At 33.1% G+C, this 11,757-nt stretch carries 13 protein-coding genes; 4 read left to right on the forward strand and 9 right to left on the reverse strand.

Translation table 11 applies throughout. From position 1 onward, the window contains the following. The first annotated feature begins 88 nt into the window (after positions 1-88). Positions 89-1,393 carry a preprotein translocase subunit SecY gene (secY, locus tag AC0ONG_RS12195; RefSeq protein ID WP_000490132.1) on the forward strand — a complete coding sequence of 435 codons (1,305 nt, stop codon included), beginning with the start codon at positions 89-91 and terminating at the stop codon, positions 1,391-1,393. An 85-nt stretch (positions 1,394-1,478) separates the two neighbouring features. On the opposite strand, the gene AC0ONG_RS12200 is transcribed toward secY, so the two are convergent. Beyond that, complete coding sequence (locus AC0ONG_RS12200; RefSeq protein WP_136996618.1) at positions 1,479-2,396, reverse strand: DMT family transporter; 918 nt, start codon at positions 2,394-2,396, stop codon at positions 1,479-1,481. A 148-nt stretch (positions 2,397-2,544) separates the two neighbouring features. Here AC0ONG_RS12200 and pdxR point away from each other — a divergent pair, with 148 nt between their 5' ends. Further along, positions 2,545-3,978 (forward strand): MocR-like pyridoxine biosynthesis transcription factor PdxR, encoded by a 1,434-nt coding sequence (pdxR, locus tag AC0ONG_RS12205; RefSeq protein ID WP_000706776.1) that lies wholly within the window; start codon positions 2,545-2,547, stop codon positions 3,976-3,978. Between the two features lie 127 nt (positions 3,979-4,105). Here pdxR and AC0ONG_RS12210 read toward each other — a convergent pair whose 3' ends face one another. Then, positions 4,106-5,032, reverse strand: a complete 927-nt coding sequence (locus tag AC0ONG_RS12210; RefSeq protein WP_016098605.1) for an NADP-dependent oxidoreductase — start codon at positions 5,030-5,032, stop codon at positions 4,106-4,108. A 254-nt stretch (positions 5,033-5,286) separates the two neighbouring features. Here AC0ONG_RS12210 and mleBCA point away from each other — a divergent pair, with 254 nt between their 5' ends. Beyond that, on the forward strand, positions 5,287-6,141 hold the full coding sequence (gene mleBCA / locus AC0ONG_RS12215; RefSeq protein WP_001290769.1) for a BCA family alpha/beta fold macrolide esterase: 855 nt from the start codon (positions 5,287-5,289) through the stop codon (positions 6,139-6,141). Between the two features lie 117 nt (positions 6,142-6,258). Here the strand turns inward: mleBCA and AC0ONG_RS12220 are convergent, their stop codons facing one another. Further along, positions 6,259-6,594: a hypothetical protein gene (locus AC0ONG_RS12220; RefSeq protein WP_001257762.1), complete on the reverse strand. Its 336-nt coding sequence runs from the start codon at positions 6,592-6,594 to the stop codon at positions 6,259-6,261. Between the two features lie 11 nt (positions 6,595-6,605). After that, positions 6,606-7,775, reverse strand: a complete 1,170-nt coding sequence (locus AC0ONG_RS12225; protein WP_086398318.1) for a ParM/StbA family protein — start codon at positions 7,773-7,775, stop codon at positions 6,606-6,608. A 208-nt stretch (positions 7,776-7,983) separates the two neighbouring features. Here AC0ONG_RS12225 and AC0ONG_RS12230 point away from each other — a divergent pair, with 208 nt between their 5' ends. Continuing rightward, positions 7,984-8,388 carry a hypothetical protein gene (locus tag AC0ONG_RS12230; RefSeq protein ID WP_001093135.1) on the forward strand — a complete coding sequence of 135 codons (405 nt, stop codon included), beginning with the start codon at positions 7,984-7,986 and terminating at the stop codon, positions 8,386-8,388. A gap of 44 nt (positions 8,389-8,432) precedes the next feature. Here AC0ONG_RS12230 and AC0ONG_RS12235 read toward each other — a convergent pair whose 3' ends face one another. From AC0ONG_RS12235 to AC0ONG_RS12255, 5 genes are all read right to left on the reverse strand, one after another. After that, positions 8,433-8,969, reverse strand: coding sequence for a DUF1697 domain-containing protein (locus AC0ONG_RS12235; RefSeq protein WP_000158574.1), 537 nt, complete (start codon positions 8,967-8,969; stop codon positions 8,433-8,435). Between the two features lie 28 nt (positions 8,970-8,997). Next, positions 8,998-10,053: an aromatic acid exporter family protein gene (locus AC0ONG_RS12240; RefSeq protein ID WP_001070854.1), complete on the reverse strand. Its 1,056-nt coding sequence runs from the start codon at positions 10,051-10,053 to the stop codon at positions 8,998-9,000. 104 nt (positions 10,054-10,157) lie between these two features. After that, entirely contained in the window at positions 10,158-10,670 is a 513-nt protein-coding gene (locus AC0ONG_RS12245; protein WP_003278429.1) for a GNAT family N-acetyltransferase, read from the reverse strand. Between the two features lie 10 nt (positions 10,671-10,680). Then, positions 10,681-11,037, reverse strand: a complete 357-nt coding sequence (locus AC0ONG_RS12250) for a hypothetical protein (RefSeq protein WP_000976437.1) — start codon at positions 11,035-11,037, stop codon at positions 10,681-10,683. 106 nt (positions 11,038-11,143) lie between these two features. Next, a complete protein-coding gene (locus tag AC0ONG_RS12255; RefSeq protein WP_000854056.1) occupies positions 11,144-11,740 on the reverse strand; it encodes a YhcN/YlaJ family sporulation lipoprotein in 597 nt (198 codons plus the stop codon). Positions 11,741-11,757: the final 17 nt, after the last annotated feature.

The following is an 11,757-nucleotide window of genomic DNA, read 5'->3' on the forward strand; positions in this document are numbered from 1 at the left end:
AATGAATTTAGTGCGGAAGGAGGTTTGTGGTTACTTCATAGGGTATAATAATCAGTTTTTTACTGATAAAAATATAGGAGGCGACATAATGTTTCGTACGATTTCAAATTTCATGAGAGTAGCTGAGATAAGAAGGAAAATCCTTTTTACACTAGCGATGTTAATCGTTTTTCGAATTGGCACGTTTATTCCAGTTCCTCATACTAACGCAGAGGTATTAAAAGTACAAGATCAAGCTAACGTTCTAGGTATGTTAAACGTATTTGGTGGAGGAGCACTGCAACACTTCTCAATCTTTGCTGTAGGTATTACACCATATATTACAGCTTCTATCATAGTACAATTACTTCAAATGGATGTTATACCTAAATTTTCGGAATGGGCAAAGCAAGGAGAAATGGGCCGTAAGAAATCAGCTCAATTCACTCGATACTTTACAATCATTCTCGCATTCATACAGGCCATCGGAATGTCGTATGGCTTTAATAATATAGCTGGTGGACAATTAATAACAGATCAAAGCTGGACTACATACTTATTTATTGCGACAGTTTTAACTGCAGGTACTGCATTTTTACTTTGGTTAGGCGAACAAATTACCGCTAACGGAGTTGGTAATGGTATTTCGATGATTATCTTCGCAGGTCTCGTTGCCGCGATTCCAAATGTTGCAAATCAAATTTATTTACAACAATTCCAAAATGCTGGCGATCAGCTATTCATGCACATAATAAAAATTGTTTTAATTGGACTCGTAATTTTAGCGATAGTTGTTGGCGTTATTTACATTCAACAAGCTGTACGTAAAATACCGATACAATATGCAAAAGCTGTTTCAGGAAACAATCAATATCAAGGAGCAAAAAACACTCATTTACCTCTTAAAGTAAATAGTGCTGGTGTTATACCAGTTATCTTTGCTTCTGCATTTTTAATGACGCCGCGTACAATTGCGCAGCTCTTCCCTGATTCAAGCATATCAAAATGGTTAGTTGCAAATCTTGATTTCGCACATCCAATTGGAATGACACTTTATGTCGGTCTTATCGTTGCTTTCACATACTTCTACGCATTTATTCAAGTAAATCCTGAACAAATGGCTGAGAATTTGAAAAAGCAAAATGGATATGTTCCTGGTATTCGTCCTGGTAAAGCAACTGAACAATATGTAACTAAAATTTTATACCGTTTAACATTTATCGGTGCAATTTTCTTAGGTGCAATTTCTATATTACCGCTCGTATTCACGAAAATTGCTACGTTACCACCTTCTGCCCAAATTGGTGGTACAAGCTTACTTATCATTGTCGGTGTAGCACTAGAAACTATGAAGACGTTAGAAAGCCAGCTTGTAAAACGTCATTATAAAGGTTTTATTAAAAAAGTGAATTAATTATAAAAAACACAGTTGGTTATTTTTCCAACTGTGTTTTTTATTGTATCAGTCCTGTAATATACAGGGCTGTTGCTTTATTAAACTACATCTCCTTCTCTAATAACCGCCCTTTTTTGAAATAAGTCCGTAGTGTTGAACGATTGGTCAAGAATACACCTATCAATATAAAACAAGCCCCCATTCCCATTGTAGGATTTAAAGGTTCTCCTAAAATGATATATCCCACAATTATTGCAATTAATGGTGATACATATAACCACGTCGATGGAAATACTGGATTTGTTTTTGATAAGAGCCAGTAATATAATCCGTGTCCACCGATTGATCCGATAAATATGAGATATAAAATAGGCCATTGTACACTCCATGAAGTTAATACACTTACATTTGGTTGTTCTACAATAATAGATGCGATTAGTAGTAAAATCCCTCCATAAAACATTTGAATACCATTAATAAGAAATGGTGATACATTTGATAAATCTGAAAGTATTTCTTTCGAACGAATAGAGCCTATTCCGTAAAATAACTCACCTATAACTAAAACAATACAAGCAATACTCCATATGAAACTTACTTGTTGATGCATTCCTGGTAAAGAAACAAATATAACACCTATTAGTGCGATAACTAAAGCAACGAGTTGTTCCTTTTGTAATTTCTCCCTATTCCTCTTTGCTTGTATTAATAAAATCATCATTGGTCCCGTAGCAGAAAGAACAGCAGCTAATCCCGAAGAAATATATTGTTCTGACCAATATAAACTTGCGAATGTCATAAATGTTAAACAAAATCCAGCATACATAATACGTTTTGAAAATATATGTGGCATAATTTCTTTTCGCTTTAATTTAAAAAGAATCATAAGGATTATACCCGCTAAAAAGAAGCGAATTCCTGCTGAAAACAACGGTGGCGCCCCTGCTTCAATCCCAATTTTTATCGTTAAAAATGTTGTCCCGAAAATAATACATACTAAAATGTAATTAAAAATGACCATTTTTCTTCCTCCTTTTTACTCTTAAAATGAGTATAGAGGGTATGGTGTATAACAGTGTATCGGTACATATAACAGTTACTTCAAGTTGTAGTTGATTCCCTATATATTTTTCGCTTTAATTAAATTAAAAAGAAAAATAGGTGAACCTATGAAGATTGTATTGCGTAAAGAATCAAACATACCGTATTACAAGCAAATATATATGCAAATTGTTGAAAGAGTACAAAGTGGTATGCTTTCACATGGTGAATCCCTTCCTTCTTTACGTTGTATGGCCACAGATTTACAAATCAATGTATTAACTGTTCGTAAAGCGTATAAACAGTTAGAAACGAAAGGGTATATACGCATCGAACAAGGAAAAGGTGCTTACATATATAAACGTGTAAAGAAAGATTTCAAACCGATACCGTATAAATGGCAACAATCAAGATCTATTAATGTTATGCGTTCTCAATATGCAATGAATAAGCACCGTAAATATTATGATTTTTCACAAGCAATTCTGTATCCTCGTCTGTTACCAAATCCATTTTTGGCAGACGAAATGCATAAATTGCTAGATAAAAATCCGATGTTGTTAGCAACTTATGGGCCAGTTCAAGGCGATTATGAACTGCGAGTTGAAATAGCAAATTACTTAAATGAACACCAGAAATTAGTGACGGACCCATCTCAATTATTAATTACAAGCGGAGCACAACAAGGAATTGATTTAATTGCTCAAACATTATTAAAACCTGGAGATATCGTATTAGTAGAAAGTCCATGTTACAGTGCTGCGCTTGACGTTTTCATCAATAAAGGTGTTCAAATCATTCCTATTTCTCTTGATAATCATGGAGTTCGCTCCGACTTAATTGATGATATTTGTCAAAGTAAAAATCCTGTTTTATTGTATACAAATCCCACCTTCCAGAACCCGACAGGTACAGTAATGAGTAAAGAACGAAGAATGGAACTTATAGAACTAGCGGAGCTATATCAATTTTTTATCATTGAAGATGATTCTTTCGGAGAAATATATTTTGAAGGTGCTATAGTCCCACCACCAATCAAAAGTTTTGATAAGGATGGCCACGTGATATATATAAAAGGATTTAGTAAAACGTTAGCACCAGGACTCCGTATCGCAGTACTTTTTGCCGATGGTCCTATTTTTGAATGGCTATATGCAGTGAAAGGTTCCATGGATATCGGTAGTCCTTTATTAACACAGAAGGCACTTCTACCTTTCTTACGTGCGGAACGTATGAAAAATCATTTAGAAAAATTACGTACAGCTTTACAAATGAGACGTGATTTAACAATTGATATATTATCGCCATTAAAAGGACTAAACTTTGAGATACCAAATGGCGGTTTTAATTTATGGGTGACACTGCCTGATTGGATAGATCCCTTTACCTTATTACAAAAAGCAAATGAAGTAGATGTCTCTTTTTTACCAGGAACAGCTTGTCTATTAAACTACGAAACAAATGATAACCAATTAAGAATTAGCTATTCAATGTTAAACGAGAAAGATATGGCAATTGGATTAGAGAAATTACATGATACAATACGAAACAGTATTTGTTAGAAGTAATAACACAATAGCCAACAATAAATAATACCCGAAAATGACAATGTGTAGTATGGGCTATTATTTATTGTTGAGCTTTTTCGTTATTCAAATCTAGTTACTCTATAAGCTGTAATCTTTATTATCATTCCACTTTAACTATAATCTTTCCTCTAACATGTTGTCCTTCACTCAAAATATGAGCTTCTTGAACTCCCGCTTCATTAAATGGCACCACTTTACTTATGATTGGTTTGATTTTTCCGTTTACAATTAAAGCTGATAATTCTTCTAATTGTTTTCCATTTGGTTTTAGCCATAAAAATCCTGATTTTATTCCTTCTACTTTTTGTAGTGGTTCATGAACAATGGAAACTAGAACACCACCAGGTTTAATAATTCGAAAACTTTTTTCTTGCACTTCGCCACCTATTGTATCTAACACAATATCAAAATCTGATACTAGTTCTTCAAATTTATCTTTTTTATAATCAATAACGAGATCCGCTCCTAAAGACTGTAAAAATTCTTTATTTTTACTACTAGCAGTCGTGGCAACAAAAGCTCCAAATGATTTTGCGATTTGGATTGCCAAACTTCCAACGCCACCAGCTCCAGCATGAATGAATACACGATCATTTTCTTTTATTTTTGCGTAATCTACAAGACTTTGCCACGCTGTAAGTCCTGCAAGAGGAATAGAAGCTGCTTCTTCGTAACTAATATTATTAGGCATATGTGATACTAAATCTAATTGTACTGCAATGAATTCAGCATAAGAGCCGCTTCCTATATTTTCAGGTTTCGTAAACACTTTATCTCCTATATTGAAACACTCTACATCTTCTCCAACTTCTTCAATAACTCCAGCTACATCTAATCCTAAAGTGATTGGAAATGAAAAGCGTAACTGTTCTTGTAAGTCACCTTTTCTTATTTTCCAATCAACTGGATTAACAGATGTTGCATGAATACGTATTAATACCTCATTATTCTTAACAACCGGTTTTAAAACTTGTCTTTCTTTTAATTCTTCAACACTACCATATTGATCAATAACAATTGCTTTCATTTACTCTCCTCCTTGCTGTTTATTTTAATAACATACAATTATTTCTCAAATTTTTTTGTCTTGAATTACCATATAATTATTTTTGGGGGTAATTATGCAAGAAGCATTATAAAGTGAAACTTTAATCAGCCCTCACCAATTGGGCTCCTACTGCTCGTTAATACTGGATGAATTTCAAAACAAATCTTACACACATCTTAGAATCATCCAAAACTGTTTTATTAATTAAATTCAAAAGAAATGAGGCTAACTATATGAGTGAAAAGATATTTAAAATAAACGGAATTGATATATGTACAGAAAGCTTTGGGAACCCTAAGAACCCTGCTATTTTATTAATTATGGGCGCTACATGTTCCATGGTTTATTGGGACGAAGAGTTTTGTGAGCTGTTGGCTAGTACGGGGAAATTTGTTATTCGCTTTGATAACCGTGATGTTGGACGCTCTGTTGCCTACGAACCTAGAACTTCCAATTATACAGTAACAGATATGGCTGAAGATGCAATTGGAGTACTAGATGCTTATCATATTGATAAAGCTCACCTATTTGGTATGTCATTAGGTGGTATGATTGCTCAAATTGCCGCTATAAAACATCCCGAAAGAATTTTGACGCTAACTTTACTAGCGACTAGTGTAATAGGATCTGATGACAATACTCGCGATTTACCTCCAATGGATGAAAGAATTTTAACACATCATGTAAATGGCACAAGTATAGATTGGACAAATAAAAACGATGTGGCAGAGTATTTAGTTTCAGGATCTCGTCTATTATGTGGATCAGAACGAATATTTGATGAAAATAGAGTTTATACACAAGTAAAACAAGAAATAGAACGCGCAAATAATTTATTAAGTATGTTTAATCATGCTTTACTTCAAGGTGATGATGCATATGAAGGTGTACTTCACTCCATACAAGCACCTACATTGGTTATTCACGGAACAGATGATACAGCACTCCCATTCGAACATGGCCTCGCACTAATTGATGAAATTCCAAACTCAGTACTATTAACTCTTAAAGGGGCAGGCCATGAAAACCATCCAGATGACTGGGAAAGCATAATTACTGCTGTTTCTAAACATACATCTGAAATTTAGACAAACAAATAATTAACAAAAGGGGCACAAATTGTATTGTGCCCCTTCTATTTACAAACAAAAACCCATCACTGTATTCGTATGTATAGTGATGGGACTTCTTATATTTTTCTATGTTTAAAAAAATGGACAATCTAATTGATCAACAGATTCCCATAATTTTTTTTTTGCATTTTCGGTGGATGTATTTGTTTCTAGTGTCATGTTTTTAAAAGGGTTTACTTCAACTTTTAATAAGGATGAAGGCTCCACATATAATGAGAAAACATGGCTGCTTGGTAAAGCTTTAGAAACGTCAATATCTCCTACTTGTTTAAATAGTTGCTGCGCAGCAAAAAAGAAGAAATTAGTTGGATTTGATTGTTTATTCAGCCACGCAAGCATTTCAGGTGATACCGATTTATGAATATTGATTTTTACTCGATCACCACGTTTATATCGCCTAGATCGCATACTTCCACCAACTAACTTATCGTTAAGTTTGTAAATCCTAACTCTTTTTGCTTATGCTCTCTATATTTTGGCGAACAAGTATAGACTAATAATCCTCGTGCATTGGTAAATAACGGATTATCTACAAAGATTACATTTTTGAGTCGTCCTTTTTGCTTTAAAATCATTTTTAAACTGTTTTTAATAATTACTGCACCACCGCCATAAATAAACACGTATGGATCGTCTTTCATATCATCAATTTTATTTATAATATCTGTTGCAACACGAGCTGCTAAACCTAATAGTGCCGGCTGTGATTCCTCAACTAATAAGGTATTTCTCGGATGCTTATCATTTAAATAAATTTGATTGAATTCTGTAATACTATCAATCGTCTTAGTTGGATACTTTCGGTTCCATCTCGTGATAATTTGTAATAACGTCTCTTTTACACCATAAGATAAACCTTTACTTAGTTGCGGACGGAAATTTACCCCTAATGAAACAACTTCTTCTGTCGTCCCTGCACCAATATCAAAAGAGAGTAGAGTCTTATCTACAAAATCAATTTCAGAAACTTGATTCGGCTCACATTCTATTTTATGTTTCACAACATTTCCTTCTTCATCGTATACAATGCCCCACGTCCCAGATGCGCCCTCAGGCAGGCATTTACAATACTCAATTGAAACATTAATTGTCACATCGCGTCCGTTCGGATAATGGAAAATTACCTTATGATTTCCCATATAACGTTTTGCATTTTCAGCAGCTATTTCTTGTGTAATAAGCTGCATAGGAAGAGCGACAGATAAATCATAACGAATATTAATATGGCTAGAAGTTGGACTTTGACGCATAGCGCTTACCGCCAAACCTGATAGTATTGTAATAACCATTAACTCATCCGTTGACTTATTTGATTTCTTCTCTACCTCAGTACCTTTTAATTGATCTTGAATGACTTTTTCTCCAACGATGTATCGTACATTATTAAGCATTAACGATGGCGAACTTATAGTCACATCAATGTGGTTTTCTAATTCAGATAATGAAACATCTACCTCATCTAAGAGTCCTGTCGGCTCACCTATATATAAAGAATAAATACTCGGAATAAAAATAGGGTCTTGCCCTTTCACCATTAACTTCAAACCGTTGTTTCCTGCATCTGCACCAGCTTTTAAAAGTATAGACATAACTACCCCCTAAATTAATCTGACATCCCTTCCAAATATATGCGAGCCCATTCTTTTACATTCAAATGTATTGTAATTTTTTATTTATCATAAAACCAAAATATTGCATACTTATATATTTTATGTAAAAAGTATTTGACATGATACTTTTCCAATTTTATACTTATATTTGTAAAGAGTTTTTTACAATCGAGGGGGCAATTATTTATTGAATACTAAAAAAACTATTTTTATCATCATTGTTTTAGCATTAATTGCAATAATAGTACATGGCACATATAAATACATCACTGAAGGTTCTATTTTGGGTGGTACGATTTTTGCTATTTCGTTAATACTTAGTAATTTAATTAATCACATTACTTGGGGAGATCCCCACGGTGTATCAGAAGAAAGTCAAGATGAAATGGGCCAACAAATTACATATAAAAGCTTTAAAATTGCGTATTTTGTGCTTGTAGTTATAATGTTCCTTTTATTAATCTTCTCCGAAGGATTTTCTATGGGGGCTAATTTAGATGGCGTTAAAAACCTCCCTCTGTTCATCGCAATTTGCTCTTCATTCTTTATTTATCCTATTGTCGAACTCATAGTTGCAAAACAATATAAGTAAAAAGATGAGGTTTTCTACATGTAGAAAACCTCATCTTTTTATATTTACATACTCTCTACAATTGCTTTTAATTTATTCACAGTCCGCCAATTCCTAACTGTAGCTGGTGTATGTAACTTCTGAAACTGGTTCATTAATTTAGAATTTCGAATGCTATTTTTGAAAAACAAATAAGCAACCTTCTCATCTATATAGCAATCTTCAAGTTCACTTTTAAATGTAAGCAATTGACTACTCTCTTCTTCAGAAAGTACATTAGCTAAAAAAGCAACATGAACACTTTCCCCTTCTAACAATGAATGAACTTCATACGGACATTGTTTAATAATATTTATAAATTCATCATGTGTTCTTAGCATGACTGGAACATCGAAATCAAATTCATTTTTCATTTCAGATTGTATTCGGTCCTTTAGAAAGTTTATACCTTCCTCAGATTCGAACACGATATTACCACTTTGTATATATGTTTTCACATGTTTTAATTCTATTGATTCAAACAATCGTTTTAAATCAGCCATTTTGATTACTTTATGTCCACCGACATTGATTCCTCTTAGTAGTGCAACATAAATTGTCATATTATTCCCCCACAATAAAATGAATTTATCAACTGAATTGATTTTCCCACTCATATTTCTCGGATATTTGTTTTAATTCTTCTAACATATCATGAATAGATAATACCTCAAATAAAATAATAGATTCACTTGAAAAATGGTGATGATAATGATCTGGTTTATAATCTTTTAAATCATTTTTATAACTCCAAAATTGCTTGTCTAATTCAGCAATAAGTTTAAAATGTTCCTCATCAATTTCATTACAACGGTTTCTCAATATAGCAATTATAGAATAAGTTGTTTGTTGTAATATTTCCCTTTCACTTTGTGACCAGTCACAGGTCTCAATTGACACTCGAGCTAAATTATCTATATGGTAAATGATTTGCTGTAATAAATGCAATTGCTTTTGTACAAGTAAAAAGCTTTTCATTTCCTTCTTTGTATGGTGATGATACTTCCAATCTTTCTGCTCATATTGAACAAATTGTATCGCCTTATGCAATAATAAAGTCAATTTAGATAGATCCTGAGCTGTCTCCTTTTTCATACCTTTTCCTGCAAGTAATGCAGTAATCCATTCTTCCATAATATTTGCTGTTTTAGCAAATAGATCCTCTGTACATCCAAAAATCGTTTTCGTGTAGTGTGGTGGGAAAATGAAAAAATTCACTAAAGTAGATACTATAATACCAGTAGATGTAGTAGCTAAACGAATTAAAAATGCAGTAAAATAATGATCTGCCGTAATTGGAATCATAGCTACAGCAGTTAAAGTCGCGACTAATGTTCCCGCATGTAACCTTAGTTTTTGACATGTAACAATCGTAAACATCGCAGCTAATGCATAAGAAATTGCTTGATGGCCTAGGAAAAATGTGAAAGTCATGGCATATGCCGATCCAATTGTTGAGGCCGGAAAGCGAATAAACCCTTTTTTTATTGAGTCTGTTGCAGTTGGTTCAATTGTAACAATTGCTGTTATTACAGCAAAAATAGTTGGGATGTTAAAAAATTTACAAACTAACACTGTAAGAAAAACTGCAATCCCAGTTTTAATCACTCTTCCCCCAACAATATTCCATTGTCTATCTTGATTCATTTTTTATATCCTTCATTTCTGTTTCATTTTATATACATATATTATATATTGTTAAAATAAAAAAACCTACTACACGAATATTCAAGAGTAAGTTTTCTATCTCATTATTTCATTATAGGTAAATGCATTATTATTTGTTGGCCAATTGGTCCCATTCTTCTAAAACCTTTATCTTGGAAGCCGACTTTTGCATATAAATTTTGTGCAGGAATATTTCTTTCATTCACAGCAAGTACAACTTCATTTTTTATTGGAAAATAACGTTTTACAAACTCTTCTAATAATAACAATGACTTTTTAGCGTATCCCTTTCTTTGTCTATTGTGATTAATAGAAAATGATGTTAAAAGTAAAGCATCCTCATTATCCGTGAACTCCTTTACTCTATCTCCCGTTTGCAATGCGAAAAGACCAACCGGTACCCCATTGTAATCTAAAATAACAATCACATTTTTTGTACGATCACTTTTTGCTTTCTCCAGTAATGCGCTTGGATCTGATGTAAACTGAACTTGTTCACTTGGTAAAGTAAATGTTTGTATAACTTCTTTATATTTCTCCTTATACGGAACTAATTGAATTTCCCCTGTGTGTATGTTCATGCTAAACTCTCCCATTTTTTGCTTATTAACTTATACCTTGCTGTACTTTTGAATGCACTCTTCCATCTAAAAAGGTAATTTCAACAAATGAATTTGGATCGTTTCCTTTCCAAGCAAAAATTTGTTTAATTTGTGTAGAATGCTCTACCCCTTCTTCTATAAGTAAATCCCCTTCACAACCAATTAAATCTTTTACTTCTGTATAAGTCATTCCTTCATTTATGTTCGAGAAATGGTTTATATTGATAGACGCTTTCTGTTGCCTTTCCATCACAGTAGAAGAAGTTGCTGTTTGATTTTTCACTTCTTTTCTTTGTTCACACGCTGTCATACTGAAACCTAAGCAAAAACTAAACAATATACATGCGCTTTTTTTCATCATAACAGTTGTCCCTCCCATCATAATTAAACCATATATTCCCTTAAAAATAAACTGAATATTTAATATTATATTCAAAAACCTCGTACAATTAAGTACGAGGCTAATTTCATTTATTCAAATGATTATTTGATTGATCATCCTGTTCTTTTCTTAGCTCTTGTTTTTCATCTTTTGGTAATTGTTTATCATTATCTTTAATTGGATTCGTTTCTCTATTTTCAATCATATCATTTGGAACTTGTGGCATTACTCGGCCCACAATAGCCGCTAATTCATCTAGTATACCTTCACCTGTTTTTCCTTTTTTAATTTGCTTTCCAATTTGTTTGAGGCGTTCATACGTATCAACATCTGCTACAACGACTGCATTAGCACCGTCAGGATCATTTTTTAAACTTTCTGCAACAGAGTATTTAATTGATTCAACTCGAGTTCGATCAAGTTTTGCTTTTACGTCTATACCTACAATTGCATATTTGCCGACTACTACGGCTGTCGCATCATTCACACCTGGCACACTTGCAGCTAAAGATGCTAAATGATCTGCTGCTTTTTCATTTGGCTTATTTGATTTATTCGTATAATTAACATTTTTCATTGAGACATTTTTTTGTTCCGGCTTTTCGTTTGGATTGTCTTTTTTTCCAATACTGCATCCAGTTATAACGAAGCAAAGCATCAATATATATATTAGAGTTTTCATTATTTTCACCACTTCAC

This window comes from Bacillus sp. TCT6 (assembly GCF_056033845.1).

What these genes read in the sequence shown, in the direction of transcription:
- secY (WP_000490132.1), top strand. Translation starts at nt 89, where the DNA reads ATGTTTCGTACGATTTCAAATTTCATGAGAGTAGCTGAGATAAGAAGG.
- AC0ONG_RS12200 (WP_136996618.1), bottom strand. Translation starts at nt 2,396, where the DNA reads ATGGTCATTTTTAATTACATTTTAGTATGTATTATTTTCGGGACAACA.
- pdxR (WP_000706776.1), top strand. Translation starts at nt 2,545, where the DNA reads ATGAAGATTGTATTGCGTAAAGAATCAAACATACCGTATTACAAGCAA.
- AC0ONG_RS12210 (WP_016098605.1), bottom strand. Translation starts at nt 5,032, where the DNA reads ATGAAAGCAATTGTTATTGATCAATATGGTAGTGTTGAAGAATTAAAA.
- mleBCA (WP_001290769.1), top strand. Translation starts at nt 5,287, where the DNA reads ATGAGTGAAAAGATATTTAAAATAAACGGAATTGATATATGTACAGAA.
- AC0ONG_RS12220 (WP_001257762.1), bottom strand. Translation starts at nt 6,594, where the DNA reads ATGCGATCTAGGCGATATAAACGTGGTGATCGAGTAAAAATCAATATT.
- AC0ONG_RS12225 (WP_086398318.1), bottom strand. Translation starts at nt 7,775, where the DNA reads ATGTCTATACTTTTAAAAGCTGGTGCAGATGCAGGAAACAACGGTTTG.
- AC0ONG_RS12235 (WP_000158574.1), bottom strand. Translation starts at nt 8,969, where the DNA reads ATGACAATTTATGTTGCACTACTAAGAGGAATCAATGTCGGTGGACAT.
- AC0ONG_RS12240 (WP_001070854.1), bottom strand. Translation starts at nt 10,053, where the DNA reads ATGAATCAAGATAGACAATGGAATATTGTTGGGGGAAGAGTGATTAAA.
- AC0ONG_RS12245 (WP_003278429.1), bottom strand. Translation starts at nt 10,670, where the DNA reads ATGGGAGAGTTTAGCATGAACATACACACAGGGGAAATTCAATTAGTT.
- AC0ONG_RS12250 (WP_000976437.1), bottom strand. Translation starts at nt 11,037, where the DNA reads ATGATGAAAAAAAGCGCATGTATATTGTTTAGTTTTTGCTTAGGTTTC.
- AC0ONG_RS12255 (WP_000854056.1), bottom strand. Translation starts at nt 11,740, where the DNA reads ATGAAAACTCTAATATATATATTGATGCTTTGCTTCGTTATAACTGGA.